This is a genomic window from Neorhizobium sp. BETTINA12A (genome assembly GCF_023006485.1).
GTDB lineage: Bacteria > Pseudomonadota > Alphaproteobacteria > Rhizobiales > Rhizobiaceae > Neorhizobium.
Window position 1 is genome coordinate 1 of record NZ_JALBGW010000012.1, and the last position, 24,277, is coordinate 24,277.

A 24,277-nucleotide genomic window follows, 5' to 3' on the forward strand; every position below is an offset into this window, starting at 1 on the left:
TTCACGATCAACACGAATGGAACGTGGACTTACGCCACGAACACTGCCCACGACGAGTTCGTGGCCGGCCAGACCTATACGGACAGCATCACGGTGTCGTCCGCAGACGGCACGACAACGACGATCACCGTCAACATTGCCGGCACGAACGACGCCGCGGTTCTGACGCCGGTGACTGTGAACCTGACGGAAACCAACGCAGTCCTGACCACGGGCGGCACTCTGACGATCAGCGATGTCGACAGCCCGGAGACCTTCGTCGCTCAGACGAATGCTGCTGGTTCGAACGGCTATGGCAAGTTCACGATCAACACGAATGGAACGTGGACTTACGCCACGAACACTGCCCACGACGAGTTCGTGGCCGGCCAGACCTATACGGACAGCATCACGGTGTCGTCCGCAGACGGCGCGACGACGACGATCACCGTCAATATTGCCGGCACAAGCGATGCGCCGACTTATTCCGTCATCGCCGATATTGCGGGCAATGGTCAGGGCAATGCCATGACCATTCAAGCATCGGAGCTTACCGGTAATACTTCGTCTTCCGCGACGATCACTGCAATTTCGAATGTAAGCAGCCTTGATCTAGATGGCGGTGATATATCCGCTGATGGTAAATCCGTTCAGATCAAGGACATCGGCATCACGAGCGGTGGTTCGTTTACCTATCAGTTGAGCGACGGATCGACGGGAACTGTGTCGGTGGTCGGTGGCTCCACGATCACAACGCCGGACAACGGGAATTATATTCTCGTAGCCAGAGACGGGGTCGTTAACACAATGACCGGCAGCAATGGTGACAATATCTTTATTGGCGGCACCGGTGCCGATACCATTGCAACCGGCAACGGTGTAAACACGGTTTATGGTGGAGGCGGTAACGACACCATCACGACCGGCAATGGCACCAACACGATCACCGGCGGCAGCGGTAACGACAGGTTCACCCTTGGCACGGGGACCAACACCATCACCGACCTGGGCAACGGAGACATTCTCGTGGCGGCGGGAACCACCGTTGCGACAGCTGACACTAACTGGTCGGCGTCGAGCAGTTCGGGTTCGCTTTCCTCCAACAGTGGCTCGGCAACGATCATCGCGGCTGGCCACGACATCAGCGTTGCCAATGCCACCGGCGCGAATGGCTGGACACTGACCAATGATGGTGATTCCACGGCTGTCTCGCTGACCGGTTCGTCCAAGGCCGACACCATCACGGGCGGTTCGGGCAACGATACGCTGAGCGGCGGTGCGGGCAAGGATACCATTACCGGCGGTGGTGGCAATGACACCATCACCGGCGGTGGCGGCGGCGACACTCTTACGGGTGGCGCAGGCAGCGACACGTTCGTGATTGCTGCCGGCGATTCCACGCCTCAAATTGGCGGGACCTTAAACGACGGCACCATCACGGGCTATGACGTGATCACCGACTGGGGTACCGGCGGAACTGCGGACAAGCTCGACTTCTCGGTGCCAGTGAAGCAGGCCAATCTATTCGTCACCAATGGTGTTGACTCTACTCTCGCAATCGGCGGAGATACCGTCGAACTGCACACGGTCAACTATCAAACGGGTATTGCTACGTTCTATGGCACCGATAACTTGCAGACCTATCAGAATTACCCGCCCCTTTCGATAAACTCGACACAGGCTCTTGCCGCTGTTGTGCAATATCTTATGGCCACTAACATTGGCGAAGCCGGCGCGACACTTGCGTTTAACGCAATGGGTAACGGCTACGTGTATCAGCAAACCGGAAGTGGCGCGGGCGGAACACTGGTAGAGTTGACCGGGGCACCGCTCACCGACATCTACACCACCCCCTTCAACCCTAATGGTGTCGTATCGTCTATTGACCCCATCATCCTCGATCTCGATCACAACGGCTTCACCTTCACCTCGGTCGAAAATGGCGTGAAGTTCGACATCGATGCCGATGGCCACAAGGACCAGGTGGCTTGGACCAAGACCGACGGCATCCTTGCCTTCGATGTCGATGGCAACGGCAAGATCGACAACGGTTCGGAGATCTTCACCCCGAACTTTGGCGGCGGCACGCATGCCGGCGGTGTGGCGGCGCTTTCGACGCTTGACGTCAATCATGACGGCAAGATCGATGCCTCCGACACCGGCTTCGACAAGCTGCTGGTCTGGCAGGATGCCAACGGCAACGGCATCAGCGACGCCGGCGAGCTGAAGGGCCTCCACGATTACGGCATCACCGGCATCTCGCTCGATGCTCATGGCGCGGAAGGTTATATCGACGGTCAGTCACTGTTTGCAGAGGGTTCGTTCACCTACGCAGACGGTTCGACCGGCTCGTTCGTGGAAGTCGGGTTCGACACTCTGTTCAGCGATGCGCCTGACCACTCCCTGGTCGGAACCGATGGCGACGACATCCTTGCCGGCATGCCGGGCCTGACGCAGATGACCGGCGGTGCCGGCGCGGATACCTTCGTGCTCGACCCTTCGGCCCTGCACGAACTCGACATGGCCGACATCATCACCGACTACAAGTCGAGCGAAGGCGATGCGGTCGATGTTTCGAAGCTCCTCGACACCCTGCTTGGTCATCAGGCAACCGGTGAAGAGGCTGCCGCGAACGTTCGCACCACGATTGCCGGGACCGACACGACCGTCAGCGTTCAGGTGGCGACCGATAGCTGGAAGGACGTCGCCGTGCTTCAGAATCACACGGAAGCCGTCAAGATCCTCTTCGACGACGACAAGCACGCGGCCAACATATCTCATGTCTAAGTGAAGATTGCCCAAAATCGAAACAACGGAAAAGGCGCGCAAGCGCCTTTTCTTGTTTCAGAAGATGCTGATCAATAAAATAATACCAAAACTTGAGTCTCTTCAATTTTATACACTTTTGAGGCGTTACGTGATTTGCGGCCAACTACGGAAGGGACATACCGATGTGTCTCGGAGGCTACACAAGAGGTAAATGTATACGCCTGGGCAATTAGATGCCAAACCACAAGTTTTTAGGCCGATATTTTGTCGTTAGAAATTTCGCATAGAAAACAATTATATAGATAGTTTCCATTTGGTAATTAACCCTAGGCTATGGAATATTCCGAGCGGGCTTGGGCCTCTGAATTAGAAATGATAATACTTCCCAACGAAATCGCCGCAGTATATGAATGCCGTAATGGGATTTAGATCGGCGAGGGGCTTCCGATTGTTTAAGAGCAAAAGAATTTTAGCGACGCTGTTGGCGACTGTAGCTTTGGGGATCGTGTTTAGCGCGCCTGCCAATGCAATGACGCTTGATGAAGCGGTAGCAAAAACCTTGAAAACGAACCCGCAGATCATGCAGGCGGTAGAAAACCGCGAGGCTGTGGAGTTCGAGTTGAGGCAGGCACGGGGCCTTTATCTTCCTTCGATAGATTTGCAGGCGGGCGTAAGCCGGCGTAGACTGTCGAACAGCAGTACAGGCACGCTTACCCGTGACTATGAAAACTTCAAGGGGTCCGACGCGAGCCTGACGATTACTCAAACGTTGTTTGACGGCGGTAGTCGCCGTTCTCAGGTCGAGCAGCAGGCGTCGCGCGTTGATGGTGCTTCGTTCCGCGTTGTTGAGCGGTCCGAGTCGCTGGCTCTTCAGGTCACTCAAGATTATCTCGAGTATATCCTTCAGTCCAAGATCGTCGCTATTGCGCAGCAGAACGTTGCTGCCCACAATCAGATCCTCGGCGATATCGGTGCCAGCATCCAGGGTGGTGCGCTGACCGACGCCGATCGTCTGCAGGGCCGCGAGCGACTCGAAGCGGCACGTGCCCGGTTGCGCGAAGCCCAGGAAGAGCTGGAACTCACGAAGATCCGTTTCCTGAAGACGGTCGGCGAGCCGATCGGCCCTGTGAAGGCGCCGGTATCGCTTGCGAAGTTCATTCCGAAGACGCTCAACGATACGATCTTCATCGCCAAAAAAAACAGCCCGCAGATTCATGCGGCCGATGCAGATGTCGATGCGGCGGATGCCGGTGTGCGTGGCTCGCGCGCCAACTATCTCCCGAAGGTCGATCTTCAGGGCAGTGCGCGGGTCGGCAACGACATCGATGGCAACCAGGGCAATACCAATGACGTTCAGGTCGGTGTGACCGCCCGCTGGAACCTCTATCGCGGTGGTATCGATCAGGCGCGTGAGCAGGAGCAGATCCGTCGCGCCAGCGAACAGCGTTACGGTTTGGCCCAGGCCCATCGCGAGGTCGAAGAATCCATTCGCTCCGCATGGAACGAGCGTAGCGGCCGCGGCGAACTGGCCGGGATCCTGGCGCGCCAGTCCTCGACGAACGGCAGCCTTGTCACCTCGTATCGCGAACAGTTCAAGGTCAATCAGCGTTCGCTTCTCGATGTGCTGGATGCCCAGAACACCCGTTTCAACACCAGTATTCTTGCGGAAACCGCACGATTTGCTTCCCTTTTCGCCGAATACAAGATCCTGGCCGCATCCGGCAGTCTGCTTCAATCGATGAAGCTGAAGCCGGTCGGCCAGGCTGAGGCGTATGCCCGGAATGAGTTTGCTGTCCCGGGTGGCGTCACGAATCCTGGCTATGTCGAAGTTGACTCCCGTCAAAAGGCTGGCATGCCCATGGATCTCCTGGCGCCGATCCGACAGTAACGGATTGGCAAGGACCAAATGCTCAACGTAAAGCTCGACCACGCAGATACTACGCCGTTTCGGACATTTAAAACTGCATTCAGGTCTGTTGCGAGCTTTTACGGGCGCCCGACGTCAGACATCGTCCTGTTCTCCGGATTGCCGGATGAGGTTTCCGAATCCCTGGAACTGGACGATGTCGAACACCTTGCCCAGCGTATCGGGCTGGAAGTCATCCGCCACGGCGAACGCGAGTGTCGCGAGGGCAATTTCGATTGCCCAGCCATCATTGTCTTCGAGAACGGCGGCGTGCTGCCGCTACTCGAAACCGATCCCGATGGAAACTACATCACGGATCTCGTTCCGGCCTCGGGAAATCCCGTCAAACTGACGCGTCAGGAACTCATGGCCCTGAAGCCGAGCTTCGGTTTTGCCTTCACGCTTTATTATCAGAACGCGTCCGAGCATGCCTCGGTTGGTACAGCCGGAGAAATCGAGCGCCGCCACTGGCTGTTGCGCGCGCTGGTTCCCTATTGGCGCACCTATATCCGCGTCATCATGGCTGCGCTGTTCATCAATCTGATTGCGCTCGGATCGCCGCTGTTCACGATGAACGTCTATGACCGCGTGCTTCCCAACAAGGCGTTTCCGACGCTTTGGGTGCTCGCCATCGGCATCACGCTAGCCTACACGTTCGATTTCCTGCTGAAGACCGCCCGTGCCGCCCTCATCGACCATGCCGGGCGAAACGCGGATTTGCGCCTGTCCCAGATGATCTTCGACAAGGTGTTGAATTCCACGCTCGCTTCGCGTCCGTTATCGACGGGCGAATATGCCAACCGTGTCACGCAGTACGAGTTCGTCCGTGAATTCTTCACGTCCAACACTGTCGGCCTGCTGATCGATACGGCGTTCGTGTTCATCTTCCTGATCGTGATCTACACGCTTTCCGGCTGGCTCGTGGTGATCCCATCCGTGGCTTTGCTGCTGTCGGTGCTGATCGGCCTGCATGCCCAGGCCAAAATCGGTCATCGCATGGCGGCGGCCACCAACGAGGCGTCACGCCGTCAGTCGCTGCTGGTCGAGACGATTTCGACGATCGAGACCGTGAAGAGCCTTCGCGCCGAGGCCGGCATGCTGCGTCGCTGGCAGGAACTGATGAAGCTTTCGAGCCGCACCAGCGAAGAAATCAAGCATGTCTCTTCGAATGCAGTGAACCTCACCAATCTTGTCCAGCAGATGGTCAGCGTGCTGATCGTGATCGCCGGTACCTACGAGTTTTCCGAGGGCCATCTGGCAATGGGCGCGATCATCGCGACCGTCATGCTGGCAGGCCGGGCCGGCGCTCCGCTCGGCCAGATCGCCATGGCGCTTGCCCGGTTCCGGCAGGCGATGACGTCGCTCAAGATCCTCGACAAGATCATGGAACAGCCGGAGGATCGTCCCTCCACGGTGGGTTTCGTGAACCGCGAGATCAAGCGGGGCGGCTTCAGCTTCCAGAACGTTTCCTTTCAGTATCCGGGCTCTGACTACAAGGTCATCAATCAGCTTTCGCTGACCGTCGCTCCTGGCGAGCGGGTCGGGATCATCGGCCGCATCGGCTCGGGCAAAACGACGCTCGGCCGCCTTCTCGACGGCCTCTTCCTGCCATCCGACGGTCGCCTGTTGATCGACGGCGTCGATATTCGCCAGTATCACATGTCGGAAGTCCGCTCGGCGGTGGCAGTGGCCGGGCAATCATCCGATCTGTTTTCGGGGACGGTGAAGGAAAACCTTCTGATCGGTCGCGCCGATGCGACGGACGAGGAATTGCTCCACGTGTCGCAGATGACCGGCGTCGACGAGTTCGTTTCCAACCATCCGCGCGGTTTCGACATGCCGGTCGGCGAACGCGGCAGCAATCTCTCCAGCGGCCAGAAACAGGCCCTGGCGATCGCGCGCCTGCTGCTGACCAAGCCGAAGATTGTCTTTCTTGACGAGCCATCAGGCGCCATGGATCTTGCGAGCGAGCGCCACCTGCTCGCCAAGCTCTCGACCGCATTCAGCCGCGACACGACGCTGCTGATCGCCACGCACCGTTTCAGTATGCTGGAACTGTGCGAACGGCTGGTGGTGATCGACAAGGGCCGTATCGTTGCCGACGGGCCGAAGGCTGCCGTGCTCGAGGCGATGCAGCGCAAGGGAGCAAAGCCGTGAGCAAAGGCGTTCACGACAATCCTCCGTTCTTCGCTCGCATGCTGGTCGGGCTGGTGGCCGCCTGCATGGCGACATTCCTTGCCTGGGCCGCACTTGCGGAGATCGACGAGATCGCCCGGGGCGAAGGCAAGGTCATTCCCATTTCCAAAACCCAGATCATCCAGTCGTCCGAAGCCGGGGTTGTGCAGGACATTGCGGTTCAGGTCGGCCAAGTGGTCCGCAAAGGCGATCTGATTGTTCAGCTGAACAATACGACAACCGAATCGACGCTCGGGGAATCGGTTGCCAAGGCAAGGGCGATCGGTGCGAAGATCGCACGCCTGCAGATGGAAGAAAAAGGCGAGTACGACCAGCCGTTCGTATGTCCGGCGGATGTCTTGAAGGTCGCCAAGAACGTCTGCGACAACGAAGATCGGCTGTTTTCGGCGAACAAGGCCAGTTACAAGAACAAGTTTGATGTGCTGCAGGAGCGTGTGAAGCAGCGTCAGAACGAACTCAGCGAAGCCAATGCCAATATTGATCGGCTTGAACAGAATATCGCCTCCTCGATGCGGCAGCGCGATCTTTACGGTCCTCTCGCTAAAAAGGGGCTGGTCTCGCAGACGCAGCTTCTGACGATCGAAAGCCAGCTTACGGACCAGCAGGGTCAGCTCAAGGTCTATCAGGAAAGCCTGATACGCCTTCGTGGTGCTGTCGATGAAGCAAAGCTCCAAGTGGGTGAAATTTCATTGGCGGTTCGTCAACAGGCCCTCACCGACAAGGCGCAAGCTCTCGCAGAGCTCTCGGTCATCGACCAAACGATCCGCGGTGCTTCGGACCGCGTCAAGCGTACCGACATTCGCTCGCCGGTCGACGGCATCGTCAATACCCTGGAAGTCAACACGATCGGCGCCTATGTGGATCCGGGCCGTGTGGTTGCCGGGATTGTTCCGACGGCCGATACGCTGCTGATCGAAGCGCGGATATCGCCACGCGACGTCGCGTTCGTCCGCCGCGGGCAACCGGCGATCGTCAAGATCACGGCCTATGATTTCGCGATCTTCGGCGGACTCGAAGGCGAAGTGACCAACGTTTCAGCCGACAGTATCGTTGAGAAGGAAAAGGGCGAGACCTACTACCTCGTCCAGGTCAAGACCAACAAGTCCGAGCTGGAACGCAACGGCAAGCTCTATCCGATCATTCCTGGCATGATTGCGTCCGCGGAAATCATGACGGGCCGCAAGACAGTCCTCAGCTACCTTATGAAGCCTATCAATCGGGCGCGTTCCGATGCGCTTACCGAGCGGTAGAGGCCTCCAATGAAATCAGGTGCGCTTTCAATGTCCGTCATCGAACCTGCGGGCGACCCGCTGCCGATCATCGACAAGGAAGAAGTCGAGCCGCGTTTTCGCGCGGTTGTCGCGCGCAATGGCGAGCGCCGTGGTATCAGGCTCGAGAAGATCTATTGGGAAGGCCTCAGCCGGATGTCGGCGGCGGGCAAGATAACCACGGGTGATCTGGTTCAGTACACTGCGGCCCAGATGCCGGAAGCGGGCAATCTCACCTCGTTGCTGCGCGTCCTCAGCCTTAAATGGGCGCTTGGGCGGCTGGCGACGGTCGAGGATGTCTCGTCGCTCGAAAATCTCAATGCGCTGGTCCAGGCTTCACCGTCGCCGACGGTCGTGCTGACACGTGAAAAGCGCCTGCAATTCTTCAACGAGCCGTTTCTCGTCATGCTTCGGCAGCGGTTGGTGGGAGAGGATACGTCGCAGCTGATGAAGACCTTGAAGTTCTCGATCGACACACAGATCGAGGACGCCATGGATACGCTGCAGATGAACCGTGGCAAGACCTTGAATACCGGCTTCACGATCTCCTGCGCCAGGCAGGTCATCAAGGGTCAGATCAATCTGGCCCTTGCCCCGGCACACGAAAAGCCGATGCTGGTCGGCTATATTTCCCGTTATTGATGTTCTCAAGGTTTAAGGCCGGAGCGCAACGCGCGCCGGCCATGGGAGAGCTTAGAAGTTGGCGCCTTCGCCCGGCGCAATCTTTTCCAGCGGCGTCACCATCGCCACGTTCTGGTCCTTGCGGCGTGAGCCATGCAGGAAGCCCTTGCCGCCTTTGATGGAGTAGAGCGGCATATAGTCGGGAAGCTGGGTGTCCAGGAGAACCTGATTGCGCATGTTGTCGAGGATGAAGAACTTGCCGCCGGCTTCGACCGAGAGAATGGCATGGTAAAAATGGCGTTTCTGGTCGAACAGGACGACGATCGACATCTGGCTGGGGTCGATGCCTTCCGCACGAAGCGCCGCCATCTTGAGGATCGCGAAATCTTCGCAATCGCCCTGCTGGAGGCTCAACGTTTCCTGGGGAGTGCTCCAGCGGTCGGCGACCCCGTAGGCGTCCTGGTCGGTGCGGTAACGAATGGACTGGTTCACCGCGGCGTTGACGGCATTGAGCTTGTCGCGGAGCGACGATTGTGACGTGTTCATGCCGACAAGCTGGATGGCGGCAAAGGCAGGGCTGCAGCCCTTGCCGTTACATTTCACCGCAGTGCCATTGTCCATCTCTTCGAGAGCCGGAGCGAGCTTCTTCAAGGCGGCAAGCCGCTTGAAAGGAATAGCGACCGTATCGAACACGGCGCCGTTGGACGGTGCTGGTTCTACTCGCCGGGACGGGTAAAGGTCGGCCGGCTTGATTGCGACCTCGGTCACGTTCGCAGATCTTGCCGCAGGCAGAGCGATCTTCGAGCCGAGCTCGCTGAATGTCTGAAATGCTGCGGCAACCTGTACGTTTCCGAATGCAAGCGAAGCCATGATGGAAAGCGGCTTCGGAAGATATTCAAGAAAATGACTTCCGATGATCGATACCGTTGATCCAGTATTGATCTGAAATTGTTGCTGGTTCATGGGTGCGGATAGTGCTGTTGAAGCAATGAATGGTAATACTAATGTGGCGACGACTGCGGCTTTCAGCGTATTCTTCTTGTTTGCCATTTTCTGTCTCCCTTGTTGAGGAGAAGTTAGCAAAGCCGCCTGAATTTCTGGTTTTTGAAGATAGATAATCTATAAATAAGTTATTTGAGAGAAAAAGCATAAAATTTTATATTCATACGTGGGCGCTTGTTAATGAGTTTTGTCTGGGCTAGCATGCCGCCGCGACAATCAAGAAGGCCGCAGAGTGGTCCACGAAATGCCCCAGGGACGTTCATTTTTTTACTGTTCAGATCTCGCCGACATTGCTCATAAAACCTTCCGGATGACGATGCGCCTGCGTCCGGTACGCTTATGGCTGCTAAGTCTGTTTGCTGCCGCCGTTCTCTCCGGCTGCGAGTCCTCGTCCGTCGCCGATAAGGTTCTGGACGACAAGGCGCTGAAGCCGCCGCCGTCCATGGTTGAGGAAACATTCGGCCGGGGCTCGACGGAAATTACGCTGCTTCTGACAAAGGCGCCGAACGGCGTCTATGAGGGCGCCGCGCGCGACATACGCGACGGTGCGGCGCTTGCCATCGGCGAACTTGACGATGCCGCTGTGATGAAGATCAAGGTGGTCGACGTGGCGGGAGGGCCAGCTACTGTGGCTGCGGCGCTCGCAGCTGCCAAGGCACGCGGTTCCGGTCTGCTGATCAGCTATGCGCCGCAGGCGACGACGGCGGCGATTGCCGCCATTCCGGCCGATCAGCGACCGTCGCTGATCAATCTTTCAAGCCCTGTGGCGGGCGCGAAAGTCTTCAATTTCGGGTTTGACGAAGTGGCGAGCGTTGCTCGGGGTGTGCACCCGGTCATCGCTTCCGGCCACAAGAGAGTTGTCGTTCTGACGCCCAACAGCATAGCCGGCGTTGACGAAGAGCGCCTAAGATCGGCCGTCACCCAGGCCGGCGGTGCGCTGATCGGCGTGGTTCGTTATGATCCAGCCGCGCCGCTTGGTGACCTGCTTACCCGCAACAAGGCTTTGCTCGATGATGCCGGTGCCCTGGTGCTGATGGGTGATTCTGCGGCGATCGGGCCTATCTTGAAGGGTGTCAGGGCCTCTTTCGCCAAACTGGCCGTTGTCGGAACCAGCCATTGGCCGATGGAGCTTTATTCCGATCCGGCAGCCAACGGCGTCATCATCGCAGCGGTCGATCCGGATGCTTCGCTGCTGATCGGCGAGCGCTATCGCCGTTTCAACAAGCGTTCGCTCTCGGTCTATGCCGCCGAGGGTTACGACAGTATCGCGGTCGCTGCCGGCATCGTCAGAGGCAAGGGTGCTGCGGCACTGACGCCGGAAATGCTGATGACAAAGACCGGTTTTCGAGGGGTTACGGGTCTGTTCCGCTTTACGCCGAGTGGTATGGCTGAGCGCAAGATCGGGCTTTACAAGATCGACGGCGGCCGGTTGGTGGCCATCGAGCCGAAGGCGGTCAGCTTCTAGCGGTGCATGGGCGGTTCCCTTTCTGCCGGCATGCTCTATGTGCTGGTAATCCAAGGTTCTCTCTCAAAGGCATACATGGCTTCAGCAGATACTGAGACGACGGATGTCTGCATCGTCGGCGCCGGCCCCGTCGGGTTGGCACTCGCCTTCAAGCTGGAGGAGTTGGGGCTCTCGGTAACCCTTGTCGAGATGGGTGCGGGCGGAGCAACGGATGATGCCGGTGCCGGTGGTATCGAATTCACCAACGGCCATCATGCACCTTCGATGGCGATGTCCCGGCCAGGCATCGGCGGAGCTTCCGCGCTCTGGGGCGGCCGGTGCGTTACCTTCGACGATATCGATCTACAGAAGCGAGATCATGTGCCCTTTTCCGGCTGGCCTATTTCTCACGAGGAGCTTCGCCGCCATTATCCGGAGGCGCTGACATTCCTCAATTGCAATGCCGCCGAGCCTGCTTTTGAGGCGATCGACGTTTCCGACCATGGGGTCTATACGAACGCTCTGGAGCGATGGAGCCGGTCTCCGGATCTTGGCCCGGTTTACAGAGAGCGGCTCAAGGCTTCCAAGCGTATTCGTTTCGTCAACACGATCGTCACTGGGATTACACTCGATCGTTCTGGTGGACTTGTCGAAGCTCTCGCCACCTCGCGCGGAGGGCGGGAAGGCCAAATTACGGCTAGGACTTTCGTGCTTGCGGGAGGAGGGCTGGAAAATGTCCGCCTGCTGCTTGCTCTGCGGGAGAGGCAGCCAGAGGCATTGGGCGGTACCAGCGGTCCGCTCGGCCGTTTTTATCAAGGGCACCTCACCGGCTATATTGCCGTGCTGCAATTCGACAGGTCCAGGCTCGCGAGCCATTTCGCCTTTAATGTCGACGACGAAAACTATGTCTTTCGTCGCAGGCTGCAGATCGTACCGGAGATCCAGGCAGAGGAGGGGCTTCTCAACTGCGTCTTCTGGATCGACGCAATTTCGGTCGCCGACCCCGCGCATGCCTCCGGCGCGCTGTCGCTGATCTATCTGTTCCTGAAAATGTTCGGCCTCTACCGCCGTCTCTCGAATGGCCTGGCACCGACGGCCAAGGGGCCTGAGAATATCGACCGCCGGCAGCATTGGCGGAATATCCGCGCCGATCGCCGCCTGGTGTTCGATCTGTTCGGGTCGCTTCTCAATATGTTGGAGAGGCGCATCGAGCCGTGGCGTACGCTGATCAATCCGAAAGGTCGTTATCTGCTTCGCTACCATGCCGAACAGGTGCCCAATCCGGAAAGCCGGGTCCACCTTCAACAGGGTGGAGCGGGCAGGCAGGCCGCCCTTGTCGTCGATTATCAAGTGGTCGAACAGGACGTCAGTTCGGTCCTGAAATCGCACGAGATTCTCGATACGTGGTTACGTCGAACCGGGCTCGGTCGGCTGGAATATCTGCATGATGCTTCCCAGCGGCGGCAGGCCGTGCTGAGCCAGGCGTTCGACGGTTATCACCAGATCGGCCTCAGCCGCATGTCCGATACACCCGATGATGGCGTCGCGGATGCCAATTGCCGCGTGCATGGCATCGGCAATCTTTATCTCGCCGGCAGCGGCCTGTTTCCGACAGGAGGCCATGCCAATCCGACACTGCCGGCCGTGGCGCTGGCGCTCCGGCTCGCCGAGCACCTCTTCGAAAAGCTCAAGCGGTAACGGTCCGCCTGCCTCCAACGGGATGAGAGGTGAATTCGGCGGACTTCTGGCGAAGGGTCAACCGGCCGGCCGCGTAGAACATCAGGAATGAACCGATCTGGTAGGGGAAAAGTACGTCGACTTCGACGAAGGCCCGGATCAGCAACAGAACGCTCAGCGCGCATAACAGCGTCGACGCGGGATCGCGATTGCGGCTCAGCATCGCGCTCAGATGGCCGAAGACGTTTATCAGCATGATCATGCACAATAGGGCGAGCCCGACCAGACCGGTCTCGACGGTGACTTCGATGAACGTGTTGTGGAAATGAAAGCCGCTACGGGCCGTGATGAAGAAATCATCCCATAGCCTCTCGGCATCGGCGAAGCCGGGAACCCAGTAACCCTGATAACCGGTGCCGAGAATCGGGTTGTCGCGGATCGCCTCGATTCCCTGCTGCCAGAGATAGGTCCGTCCCGTCAGCGTCGAATCCTTGCCAAAGATGCCGAGAACGGCATCGACAGCGCCCATCTGCAGCGCTCCGATGATCGCGACCACGCCGACCACCACCAGCCCGGAGACCAGCAGCTTGCGGTGATTGGGGGAAAGCTGTGCGACCGGCATATAACCGGCGCAGAGCGCCAAGACGCCGGCGGTCGTAATGGCAGAGGTCGCCGACTGCGAGGCGAGAAGGCAATAGGCGCTGAGCAGGCCGACGCCGCCCGACGCCATCAACCAGGGGCCTTTCTGCCGCCAGATGAGCAGATAGGACGCGGCGAAGAAAAGGCCGAGCGAAGCGTAGAAACCGAGCTGGTTCTTCGAGGAGAAGGCTCCGACGAAACTATAACTGCCGTCAATGGCGTCGTAGAGGTAGGTTCCGAACAGGATGGAGAAGACGAGCACGATCGCCGTGCCCAGGATCGCACCGCGGGTCAATGTCAGCACGCTGATCGTGCGCATGGCGATCAGCGCACAGACGACATGCGTCAGGTATTGTATCGCGGTTCGCAGCGAGATGCCGAAGGCGGGCGACCAGAAGGCGGAGACGAAGCAGAACAGCGCAAATCCGAATATCCAAAGATATTTCAGATAATTACCGAGAGCCTGCCGATAGTCGGCAACTACCAGCAGGAACCAGAGGCCATAATAGGCGAGGATCGAAATCTGCCCGAACCGGCTCGAATAGGCGAACACGAAGAAGGACAGCGCGACCGCAGCCACGCCGTAGACTTCATTGCGAGCCGGGTCGATCAGCGCAGATTTCGCAATCCTCATGCGATCCTCATTGCATCAGGAGTTCAGCAGCGACCTTGACAACATCGCCGGGCAGAAGCTTGTCGTTTTCGCCGACGGCGACCTCTTTCGGCCCCTGGCCCTCGTCCCGCACCACGGTGTATTTGATGGTGGCGGACTTGCCCGAAGGGTCGAATTTCAGCGCCTCGGCCGATTGAGCCACGGCTTCCGACATCAGCTCGCGGCTGGTTCCGAGCTGCAATCCGAGCTTTTCGAGTTCGGCTTCGGTGTTCTGCAGCTCCTGGGCGCGCTGGGCTTCCCAGTCGTTGCGCAGGTTGATCTCGTCCTGGTTCGCCTTGTTGATATCCTGCTTGGCGCGAAGTATTGACGTGTCGATATCAAGGAGGTTCGCTTCGATGGTCGCGGCCCTTTCCTCGGCGGTGATGCGGCGGCTGGAGGTCGCCAGTCCCTGTTCGGTCAGCTTCGCCATTTTTTCCCGGTCCTCGCTGACGAGCTGCAGCTGCCGCTTCTGGGTGTCGGTCTTCTGGCTGAGAGACTGGACCTCGTTTTCGAGCAGCGTCCGCAGGTCGGTGAGAGCCTTCAACTGAAGCTCGTAGCGTTCTCGCCGCGATTTCATCAGCGAGACTTCGCTGGCGATCAGCTTTTCGGCATTGCCGACGTCCTTGAGTTCCGGCGGGACTTTCAATTCGGTAGCACCGGCGACTTCCGCCAACAGCCGGGCGCGGCGGGCGAGAAGCCGGCCGCGTTGGGAATCGTAGACCGAGGCGTCGCCGCGGGCATTGATGAAGTCGCGGGCGAAACGCTGGCCCGAATCAGACCGGAGAAGACCGCCGGCGAGGCTGATGGCCTTCAGCACGGTCAGGTTGGGGGTATAGGGATATTCGCCCGGCGTATGCACGTCGCCAGCCAGGAAAACCGGCCGGAACTGGGCGATTTCCACGGAAGCCGACGGCAGGTTGCGCAACGCGAATTTGCCGCGCAATTCCTCGCCGATGGTTTTTGCGACTTCGCCCGCCGTCTTGCCGGCAGCCGGGAGGTCACCGATGAAGGGGAGCGAGAGCGATCCGGTCGGCCCGATGGTATAGTCGCCGCTCACCGCATCCCAGTTGCGGATCGTGCCGTCGGCCGGCTGCCACTCGGCGACGCGGACGCGAAGCTTGTCCATCACCCCGAGGCGATAACCGGTCTCTTCCGCAGTCGCGTTCCCGGCCAGAGCGACTGTGATCGCACCGGCCAGAAAACATAACGCACGCAAGCTCCTCGCGGAGGCGGTTTGTGTCTGCATGGATTTTTCCTTCAAAAGGCGCGGAACCAGTCCGCGCTCGAAGCCGCCAGATTTGCCGATCCCGTCAAGCGGTCCGGCGCCTCAGCAGAGAGGATGGACTATCAGTAACTGCCGCGCGCCATGCAGACGGCGGGAATCGTTTTCACAATGATTGCGACGTCGCCGATCAGCGACCAGTTCTGGACGTATTGGGTGTCGAACGCGATGCGGGTATCATAGGAAACGTCATTGCGACCGCTGATCTGCCACAGACCGGTGAGGCCCGGGCGCGTGCTCAGGTAAAAGGCCGCAAAGCTGTCATAGAGGTTCAGTTCCTCGTCGACCACGGGGCGAGGGCCGACCACGCTCATTTCGCCACGCAGGATGTTGAGAAGCTGCGGAAGTTCGTCGAGGCTAAGCTTACGCAGCACAGTGCCGACAACCGTCACCCGGGGATCGAACTTGAGTTTGCGCGTCGCTCGCCATTCCTCCGCCGCTTGCGGATTGGCTTTCAGATAGTTTCGCAGGACTTCATCGCCATTCACGGCCATCGTGCGGAACTTGAGGCATTTGAAGGTACGACCGTTGTGGCCGATCCGGCGATGTCCATAAAAAATGGGGCCATTATCGGAGAACTTTACCAACGCCGCGATCATCAGGAAGATGGGACTGAACAGGATGAGGGCCAGGGCGGCGGCGGTGATATCGAAACTTCGTTTTGCCAAGCCCCCAGTTGGGAGAGTCATGCGGGCTTGGTCTGACGTTGAGAACGGCGAACCTGCCGAACGTGTCGCTGACTTCATAGAGTGAACTCCATTTATGTTTTGCGATAGTCGGTGCCATTACGGCGCGTCATTGAGCGTTAATGTGATAATAAGTCTGTGTTCGCAATTTGATGAAGATCAAACTTTTCCGTCAACCGCATCCCGCCGGAGTCGGGGCGCGGATTCCAACCCGCGATTGGGCGGGAACAACTTGAGAGATATACGCCGGAAGCGCAGTCAATACTGTACTGGGCGTGTAAAAGCGGTCTAGTGGCTAATATTCCCGACCTGGTTCAAACTTATCCCGGCATTCTCTCCTGTCGGCCGCCTAGTCATAGATCGCCCAGCTGCTTGGGGACGGGGACCAAAGTAGCTTGCGTCTGGGACCAAAGGCCCACTCCTGCTGCGCCGCAATACAATGCTGCGGCGCAACAAAGCCTGTCGGTTTCGAGTTAGCTTTGTAACAAAAGTTGATCGGGTTCGAGGGGAATTGAGAGATGCGGCTGGCGAGTTCGTTCCAACAGCGGCGAATCCGGGCATAAATGTGGCAAAAGAGAGGCGCAGTGCTTGTGGCGCTGTGATAGATGGGCCTGCTGCCCGCAGTATTTGTTCGGAACCTCATGGACCTTACGAAAGTTTCACCAATAGTCTGGCATTATCGAGATCGGAAAACTTGAATCCTCTCCTGCAGACTCATATGGTTGTCTTATCGGGAGAGGAGCCTGAAAAACCACGAACTGAACAGCCACGTTCGGGAGGAACGATCATGTACGCGCCACGCGTCTTTATCAGCATGACAGTAACTCTGATCGTGTTCGCGGTGGCTGCGTATCTTATCACCGGGTCGTTCTATACGGCAGTTATACAGACGCTGATCTGTGCAGTCCTGATCCAGGCCGGATATTTCGCTGCTGTCCTTTACCTCGTTCGCCGTGAAAAGCAGATACGGGAGACGGGAGCGACTTCGGATGCTGCCGCGGCTGCCAAAAGCTCCAAGGATGGCAGCCGGCGCGACGGATTGCGTGCCGATGCCGCCCCGAACCTTCCTGCCGGCGATACCTGACCGTTCTGACGCTTTTTTCCGCCAGTTTCACACGAGAGCCATTTTCCTGAGCCCATAGTTGCGGACGGATGCAACATGGAGAGGGCTATGGTTGAACACGCTTCCCAGACGATCTGCGTCATCATCGCGGCCAAAAACGCCGCTGAAACCATTGGAATCGCGATTCAATCCGCCTTGAACGAGGCGCATGTCAGCGAAGTCGTGGTGGTCGACGACGGCTCCACCGACGAGACCGCGGATGTCGCGCGCAGATCGGATGATAGGTCAGGACGGCTGACGGTTGTCTCGTTCGATCAGAATCGCGGACCCTCTGCTGCCCGCAATCATGCCATTGCCATATCGGCGGCGCCGCTGATCGGTATTCTCGATGCCGACGACTTCTTTTTTCCGGGCCGGTTTGCGCCGATGCTGGCGGAGGACGGCTGGGACCTGATTGCCGACAATATCGCCTTCATTTACGAGCCAAGCGAATTCATTCGCCCGGAAAGGTTCGAGACGCGGGCGCGGAGCATGTCGCTTACTGAATTCGTGGAAGGCAATATTTCCAAGCGCGGGGTCAAGCGCGGCGAGACCGGTTTCCTGAAGCCGGTGATGAGCCGGGCGTTTCTCGACGCCCATGGTCTTCGCTACGACGAAAACATGCGGTTCGGCGAGGATTACGACTTCTACGCCCGGGCGCTCGCCAAGGGCGCGCGCTACAAGGTGATCGAGCATTGCGGCTACGGCGCCATCGTGCGCCAGGATTCGCTGAGCGGCCGGCATCGCACCGACGACCTGCGCAAATTCTACGAGGCGGACGACGCGCTCCTTGCCGATCCGGCGCTCAGCGAGGAGGAGCGGGCGGTGATCGTCCGGCATCGCGACCATACGCGCGACCGCTACGAACTGCGTGCCTTCCTCGACATCAAGTCGCAGGCGGGGAACGGTGCGGCCATCCGGCACCTGCTCTCCCACCCGCAGGTCCTGCCGGCCGTGGCGACCGGCATATTCCTCGACAAGCTCGATCTCCTGCGCGCCAGGTCGTCCAAACCGCAGGCACAGCCGGTCGGCATGCGCTATCTTCTGCCCGGCATACCCGCCGCTCAGAAATAGTCGCGGCGGATCCCTTCCAGCGTCGCCCGGAATTTCTCCTTGCGCTCCTCCAGAACCTCGACGGGGCTGAGCCGCGGTTCAGCGCGGCTTGCCTGCCAGAGCGCCAGCACGGATGGGGCTGCGAGGAACTGTTTCGCCATGCCGCGAAGGCCGCTTTGTGACGGCGCCGGGTGGGTCATGACTTCGCCGCCATGAGTGTCGTGTGCGGCCTGACTTGGCTGCTCCTGACCGTCGAAGCTGATGCCCCAGAAACGCGAGCGCTTGGCGACAGCTTCGGCTCGGGTGGAGACCGGCACGTAACGAGGTTCGTATGTTGTCCCGACAGATTTGGCCCAGTCATTCCATTTGAAATTGTTGATGGAACGGGAGCTGCTGACGGCCACCCAGGGAACCCGGAACGCATCCGCCAGGATCGCACCATGCATGGATTCGGCAATGATCAGTTCCGACTGGGCTATATGGCGGATGACCGACTTCGCCTCGCCGCGCGGATCGAGATAGGTGAGGCCGACGGGCTCGCAGACGGCGTTCCACATGCCGAATTCGGCCGACTCCCAATGGGGGATGAAGGTTTTCCTGTGGATTTTCGGCAGGTTCCGGAATTCCGGCATGTCGGCGATCATGACCGCCGGATCGGTGATCGCCTTGTCGGGCGAAATGCCGAGCTTGGCGGCCGTCATCGGACCGCGGACTGCCCGCACGTCCCATTCCGCCGCGTCGGTGACATCAGGCGGCGTGCCATAACCGTAGCCGCTGCCGATCACCAGCTTCTTCTGGCCGACAGGCAGCAGGACCGGATTGAGGACTGTGCCGACGCCGACCAGCAGGACTTCAGGATGGACGTCCCGAAAGCCGGGTAGCAGCGCATCCCAGAGCCAGAGATTGAGATCGTCGCCGAAATTGCCGTGATGCGATTCCCAGTAGTACGCTTTCATGCGGCCCTCCGTGGGATGATGAATTTGAAAGGAAACGCAAGCATTTAGCGTGCGCTGCGGCCGAGTTTCCCGGCTCCGAGTTCGAATGCCGCCCGGATCAGCGCGGGATCGCGCATGACCCAGCGGGCGAGCAGGCCAAGGTCCGGCGCCTGGCGGCGTTTCACTCGTCCGGCCTGGCTCCAGAGCGCCTGTCGGCGGGCGGTGTTCTTGTAGGATGCGATTGAGGCGACGTCGCTGGGGCGGGAGCGGAAGCGCTCCTCCAGCGTATCGAGCGCCACCCAGGTGTTGAACTGCTGTCGCAGGAACTGCGGAGAGCGATTGTCGATGCTGTGGAAGATATTGAGGCCCATGCCGCGGGCCGCACCCTCTTCGTCGCAAAGCAGGGTTCGCTTCGATTTCAGGATGCAATCGACGAAGAACAGCACGTCTTCAGCCGCCAGCCGCAGGGAGGGTTCGAAACGAACCGTCTCGAAGACCGGCCGGGCGATGACCATGCAGGAGAGATGCAGGAAACTCCAGTTCTTCAGCATGACACTCGCGAGATCCGGCATTTCGATCAGGAGCGGGTTTTCGGAAAGCCGCGTGCCGCCCTCCGCCTGTTCGAGCTCGGCCATGCCGAAGTGGTAATAGAACTCGTCGCTCGCCTGCATCGAGGCCCAATAGCACTCGGCATCGAAGCGGGTCATGCTCTCAAAGGCGTTTTTCAGATGATCCGGCAGCCAGACGTCGTCCGAGTCGAGAAGTGCCGCGAAACGGGTTGAAGCCGGGACGTTGTCGAGGCCGGTATTGCGTGCGGCACCTGGCCCGCCGTTCTGCTGGCGAATCACGCGGATGCGGGTTTTCCAAGCATCTTCAATGCCTTGAAGCTCAACGTCAGCGGGTAGGGGTGATTCGTCGTCGACAATGACGATCTCGAAGTCCTGATAGGTTTGATCGAAAATCGATTTCAGTGCGCGGCGAAGAATGCCGGCTTCCTTCTGGAAAAATGGGATAATTACGGTGAACGTCGCCATGTGTTCGCCCCTGCTTTCTCAAACAATTGCAAGCCGCCGACAGTTGCCGGGCTTCGGGTTAGCGGCAGTTCGCTGCCGTATCGAATGACCTCCCAGTAACAAGACTTGACCATTTCGCCCCCTGCCAAGGCGTAAAGACAAACGCGACCAATGTCGGTGGAGCGCGCTATCAAAGACCGCTACATTCGGGCTGAAATTTGTCACAGCCCTCATTCTGGCAAGAGTGCCGACCCTGGAAGATCCTGGATCGGTGGCGGTGACGCTCACTCTTATGTGGTTTTTGGCAGCGCTCGCCGAGCCGTCCCGCACGTCTTTGCGGAGAGGTTAATGAACTCCTACCGGGAGCGGGCGCGGCGGAGTTTGCCGGGCGATCACTTCATCGGGGCCATTTCTGATGCCCGAATACGCGCAGTTTCATGGAGCGTTCTCGAACTCGTCCGGCGACTCGGATTGAGCAGCCCGGCCGGTGTCCCTTTCGTTTGATTGTGTCGCAGATTTGCCTTTATTTCGCCACATTACGGGACCGCCTCGACGTAAAGAGGTATCCAGATACAAACGCATTAGCCGTTTTGGTCTATTGCAAAAAGATTTTTTTGTGCTGCTGCGGTGCAGCATTGCCCTGGCTCCAACATGCCGTGAATCCTTGAAAATCATAAGCCCAAGGAGCGGCAGCGGGCCGCCGGAGGGGGGCCTCTTCGTGCCCTTCGCATCCCGCTACAAGCTCCTTTTTTGTTGCGCCGCCACATTTTGTGCCAAACTCGGCACGATCCTTTTTGGGTGACTGCGGGCTCAAGTCTGCTCTGATTGAAACGGTAGTGGCGGGAGGCACTGCCCAAAAAGGGTGACTCGTTTGACTGTCGATCCAAATATATCCTCCCGTATCAATTTGATGCGCATCCTGCTGATCTCCGGCATTCTCTTCGTCCATGTGCCGCATGATCCCGACACCAGCCCGTTCCTCGGGCTGAATGGTTTGTTCGATTGGCTCAGGGTTTTCCTCGGGGATAGCCTGTTCCGGATTGGCGTACCCTGCCTCAGCGCGATTTCCGGCTATCTACTGTTCCAGCGGGGGTGGGAGACGTTCAACTATTCCAAGACGCTTCGCTCCAAGGCGAAGACCGTCCTCTTGCCTTTCCTGTTGTGGAACCTCGGTCTGCTTGGAGCCATGTTCGTCATCCAGCGCGTCGACATGGGCGTTGGATATTTTCCCGATCTCTGGAACATCTCGACGCGCGAACTCCTAAGTAACGCGTTCGCGACGGAAGGCTTGCCGATCAATATTCCGCTCTACTTCCTGCGCGACCTGATCGTCTGCATCCTGCTGTCGCCGATCCTTGCCGTGCTGGTGCGGCGTTTTCCGGCAGCGACGCTCGGCGTTCTGTTCCTGCTGGCGATCACCCCCATGCTGACGGTCGGCATCGTGCTGAAGAAATCGATCCTGTTCAGCTTCACCCTCGGCATCTTCCTGGCGCTCTACCAGGTGGACCTCAAGTCCGCGGACCGGTTTGCGGGACCGGGTACGGCGGTGATGCTTGCCGCCGCGGTGCTGCTGTCCATCGGCCTCTACTGGACCGGCCCCGACTTCCCCTGGCCTCTCGACATGGCGCGCAACGCGCTTTCGATCCTCGGAGCCGGTGGTTTCTGGCTGATGTCGGCGATCATCATCCGTTCCTGGATCGGTCAGCGACTGGCCGCCACTGGAAGCCTGAGCTTCTGGATGTTCTGCGCCCATTATCCGCTGCTCGTCCTGATGTGGATGGTGTGGAACCGCGTGGCAGGCGACGACCTTTACCCGCTCTTCTACGGGGTCGCCGCCGTCGCAAGCTTCGTCATCCTTGTTGTCAGCAACCGCCTCGTTTCGCACAGAATGCGCGGTCTCTACGAGGTGTTGACCGGCAGCCGCGGTCGCAAGGCCAAGCTTCTGGCCGCCACCAAATCCCACCCACTCGCCGAGGCTTCCGGTCCCGGCGAACCCGCAATAACGCAACAGCACAGGTGAAACATGACGGCCAAGGCCAGACAGATTCAACTAACCTGCCAGGTTATCATCGCTGCCGCGGTGTCTGGACTTCTCTCGCCCGCAGCACAGGCCCAGCAGGCTAACGCGGGCAAGTCCTTCGTGGAAAACTTCGACGGACTCAACCGTTCCTTCTGGTACGTCTCGGACGGCTGGAACAACGGCAAGCATCAGAATTGCAACTGGTCGAAGAAACAGGTGAAAGTCGAGGGCGGTACTCTGCAGCTCGGCTTTGCGCAGGACAAGGCCAGCGACCGCGACTTCGCCTGCGGCGAAATCCAGACCAATGCGCGTTTCGGCTATGGCACCTATGAGGTGCGGATGAAATCCGCATCGGGCTCAGGGCTCAATTCGGCGTTCTTCACCTATATCGGCCCGACCGACAAAAAGCCGCATGACGAGATCGACTTCGAAGTGCTCGGCAAGAATACCGGCCAAGTTCAGGTCAACCAGTATGTTTCCGCCAAGGGCAATAACGAAAAACTGGTGCCGGTCGCCGGCGGTGCGGACCAGGGCTTCAACGACTATGCCTTCATCTGGGAGGAAAACCGCCTCCGTTACTTCGTGAACGGCAAGCTCGTTCAAGAAGTAACGGACAAGGCGAAGATACCGCAGAACCCTCAGAAGATTTTTCTCAGTCTCTGGGGAACCGACACGCTCAAGCAGTGGATGGGCGCATTTTCCTACACTCAGCCGACCTCGATGACCGTCGACCGGGTCGCTTTTACCGCGCTCGGCGAGCCCTGCCGTTTTCCTGAATCCGTGCTCTGCACGCTCGGCTGAGCCGCCTCGGCGGCTCGACAATGGAGTTGGACGATTTGACGTTGAACGTTCTCTATCTCGCGCATGACATGGCCGACGCGGCTATCCGGCGGCGCGTGCTGACCTTGAAGGCCGGTGGTGCGAGCGTCACCGTCGCCGGCTTCGAGCGCGGCGCGAACGTGCTTGCCGACGAGCGGGATGTGACGACCGTTTCACTCGGGCAGACGGCGGACGGGCGTTTTGCGCAGCGCATCGGAGCGGTTCTTGCCGCGCGCATGAGGCTGAAGCGGACGCTGGCCGGTATCGCCGTGCCCGACATCATCATCGCCCGCAACCTGGAGACGCTGGCGTTTGCCGGACGTGCTGCGTCCATGTTCAGCCGCCGGATTCCTGTCGTTTACGAATGCCTCGATATTCACCGCCTGCTTCTCGACGAGGGGATGAAGGGTCGTCTGATGCGCCAGGCGCAGCGGTTCTTCGGCCGCCGGGCGAGCCTGCTGATCACCAGTTCCCCGGCGTTCGTGGATAATTTCTTCAAGCCGCGTTCAGGCCTCGACCTTCCGATTCTGCTTCTGGAAAACAAGGTGCTCGCCCTCGAGCCGGAACCGGTGTCCGAGCCAACCCTGCCCCGTCCGCCGGAACCGGGCAAGCCCTGGCGGATCGGCTGGTTCGGAGCGATCCGTTGCCGCAAGTCGCTCGATATACTGATCGATTTTGCGGCCCGCATGGACGGCAAGGTTGAGATCGTATTACGCGGCCGCCCCGCCTACAGCGAATTCGACGATTTCGATGCGGCGGTCGCGGCCGCCCCACATGTCGAATTCCATGGTGCCTACCGCAATCCGGAGGATCTCGCTGCGATCTACGGCGACGTGCAGTTCACTTGGGCGATCGATTTCTTCGAGGAGGGGCTGAATTCCAGCTGGCTGCTGCCGAACCGCCTTTACGAAGGCGGGCTTTACGGAGCGGTGCCGATCGCGCTTGCCGGCACGGAGACCGGCCGTTTCGTCGGCAAGCGAGGCATTGGCCTGGTGCGCAATCACGTGACGCCGCAGACGCTCGAAGCGCTGTTCGGTGAGATGACGGAAGCGCGCTACGTCGACCTTTTTTCCCGGCTTGCGGCCGTCGAGCGCTGTCAGTGGGTGACCGGACCGGCGGAATGCCGTGCTCTTGTTTCGCGGCTCTCCGCCCTGCATCCCAACGTCCCGTCGCCGGCCGAAATGCCGGCTATTTCAACCGCGCAATCGTGAGGT

At 59.1% G+C, this 24,277-nt stretch carries 18 protein-coding genes; 12 read left to right on the plus strand and 6 right to left on the minus strand.

The genetic code is table 11. The features are described from left to right. The 5 genes from MOV61_RS05670 to MOV61_RS05690 all read left to right on the plus strand — a co-directional run. On the plus strand, positions 1-2,766 hold a 2,766-nt coding region (locus tag MOV61_RS05670; RefSeq protein WP_247135893.1), incomplete at its 5' end, for a VCBS domain-containing protein. A 430-nt stretch (positions 2,767-3,196) separates the two neighbouring features. Beyond that, positions 3,197-4,636 carry a TolC family outer membrane protein gene (locus MOV61_RS05675; RefSeq protein ID WP_157885177.1) on the plus strand — a complete coding sequence of 480 codons (1,440 nt, stop codon included), beginning with the start codon at positions 3,197-3,199 and terminating at the stop codon, positions 4,634-4,636. Between the two features lie 18 nt (positions 4,637-4,654). Next, positions 4,655-6,811, plus strand: a complete 2,157-nt coding sequence (locus MOV61_RS05680) for a type I secretion system permease/ATPase (RefSeq protein ID WP_247135894.1) — start codon at positions 4,655-4,657, stop codon at positions 6,809-6,811. A 38-nt stretch (positions 6,812-6,849) separates the two neighbouring features. Next, positions 6,850-8,100 carry an HlyD family type I secretion periplasmic adaptor subunit gene (locus tag MOV61_RS05685; protein ID WP_051900193.1) on the plus strand — a complete coding sequence of 417 codons (1,251 nt, stop codon included), beginning with the start codon at positions 6,850-6,852 and terminating at the stop codon, positions 8,098-8,100. A 30-nt stretch (positions 8,101-8,130) separates the two neighbouring features. Further along, complete coding sequence (locus tag MOV61_RS05690; RefSeq protein ID WP_244446577.1) at positions 8,131-8,760, plus strand: ribbon-helix-helix domain-containing protein; 630 nt, start codon at positions 8,131-8,133, stop codon at positions 8,758-8,760. A gap of 51 nt (positions 8,761-8,811) precedes the next feature. Here the strand turns inward: MOV61_RS05690 and MOV61_RS05695 are convergent, their stop codons facing one another. Next, positions 8,812-9,609, minus strand: a complete 798-nt coding sequence (locus MOV61_RS05695; RefSeq protein WP_247135895.1) for a transglutaminase-like cysteine peptidase — start codon at positions 9,607-9,609, stop codon at positions 8,812-8,814. A gap of 442 nt (positions 9,610-10,051) precedes the next feature. Between MOV61_RS05695 and MOV61_RS05700 the strand changes: the two genes are divergently transcribed. Together MOV61_RS05700 and MOV61_RS05705 are read left to right on the plus strand one after the other, a co-directional pair. Next, complete coding sequence (locus tag MOV61_RS05700) at positions 10,052-11,206, plus strand: hypothetical protein (RefSeq protein ID WP_247135896.1); 1,155 nt, start codon at positions 10,052-10,054, stop codon at positions 11,204-11,206. A gap of 75 nt (positions 11,207-11,281) precedes the next feature. Next, entirely contained in the window at positions 11,282-12,883 is a 1,602-nt protein-coding gene (locus tag MOV61_RS05705) for an FAD-dependent oxidoreductase (protein WP_247135897.1), read from the plus strand. Here the strand turns inward: MOV61_RS05705 and MOV61_RS05710 are convergent. The 3 genes from MOV61_RS05710 to MOV61_RS05720 form a co-directional block, all read right to left on the minus strand. Next, positions 12,873-14,135 (minus strand): O-antigen ligase, encoded by a 1,263-nt coding sequence (locus MOV61_RS05710; RefSeq protein ID WP_247135898.1) that lies wholly within the window; start codon positions 14,133-14,135, stop codon positions 12,873-12,875. The two genes, MOV61_RS05705 and MOV61_RS05710, sit on opposite strands and share 11 nt — an antisense overlap. A 7-nt stretch (positions 14,136-14,142) precedes the next feature. After that, entirely contained in the window at positions 14,143-15,399 is a 1,257-nt protein-coding gene (locus tag MOV61_RS05715; protein WP_051899834.1) for a polysaccharide biosynthesis/export family protein, read from the minus strand. Positions 15,400-15,500: 101 nt separating this feature from the next. Beyond that, positions 15,501-16,181 (minus strand): sugar transferase, encoded by a 681-nt coding sequence (locus MOV61_RS05720; RefSeq protein ID WP_038545957.1) that lies wholly within the window; start codon positions 16,179-16,181, stop codon positions 15,501-15,503. Between the two features lie 727 nt (positions 16,182-16,908). Between MOV61_RS05720 and MOV61_RS30405 the strand changes: the two genes are divergently transcribed. Together MOV61_RS30405 and MOV61_RS05730 are read left to right on the plus strand one after the other, a co-directional pair. Then, positions 16,909-17,205, plus strand: coding sequence for an exopolysaccharide production repressor protein (locus tag MOV61_RS30405; protein WP_293405476.1), 297 nt, complete (start codon positions 16,909-16,911; stop codon positions 17,203-17,205). 87 nt (positions 17,206-17,292) lie between these two features. Further along, a complete protein-coding gene (locus MOV61_RS05730) occupies positions 17,293-18,297 on the plus strand; it encodes a glycosyltransferase family 2 protein (RefSeq protein WP_247033109.1) in 1,005 nt (334 codons plus the stop codon). Here MOV61_RS05730 and MOV61_RS05735 read toward each other — a convergent pair. Both MOV61_RS05735 and MOV61_RS05740 read right to left on the minus strand, forming a co-directional pair. Further along, positions 18,288-19,232: a polysaccharide pyruvyl transferase family protein gene (locus tag MOV61_RS05735; RefSeq protein ID WP_247135899.1), complete on the minus strand. Its 945-nt coding sequence runs from the start codon at positions 19,230-19,232 to the stop codon at positions 18,288-18,290. The two genes, MOV61_RS05730 and MOV61_RS05735, sit on opposite strands and share 10 nt — an antisense overlap. Before the next feature lie 44 nt (positions 19,233-19,276). Further along, the gene (locus MOV61_RS05740) at positions 19,277-20,245 is read right to left on the minus strand and encodes a glycosyltransferase family 2 protein (RefSeq protein WP_247135900.1); all 969 of its coding nucleotides are present in this window, start codon (positions 20,243-20,245) and stop codon (positions 19,277-19,279) included. Between the two features lie 850 nt (positions 20,246-21,095). Here MOV61_RS05740 and MOV61_RS05745 point away from each other — a divergent pair. From MOV61_RS05745 to MOV61_RS05755, 3 genes are read left to right on the plus strand one after another with little or no spacing between them, the layout of a single operon-like run. Continuing rightward, positions 21,096-22,244 (plus strand): acyltransferase family protein, encoded by a 1,149-nt coding sequence (locus MOV61_RS05745; RefSeq protein WP_408962354.1) that lies wholly within the window; start codon positions 21,096-21,098, stop codon positions 22,242-22,244. Positions 22,245-22,247: 3 nt separating this feature from the next. Continuing rightward, complete coding sequence (locus tag MOV61_RS05750) at positions 22,248-23,045, plus strand: glycoside hydrolase family 16 protein (RefSeq protein WP_247135901.1); 798 nt, start codon at positions 22,248-22,250, stop codon at positions 23,043-23,045. A gap of 20 nt (positions 23,046-23,065) precedes the next feature. Further along, on the plus strand, positions 23,066-24,274 hold the full coding sequence (locus tag MOV61_RS05755) for a glycosyltransferase (RefSeq protein WP_247135902.1): 1,209 nt from the start codon (positions 23,066-23,068) through the stop codon (positions 24,272-24,274). Positions 24,275-24,277 lie beyond the last annotated feature (3 nt).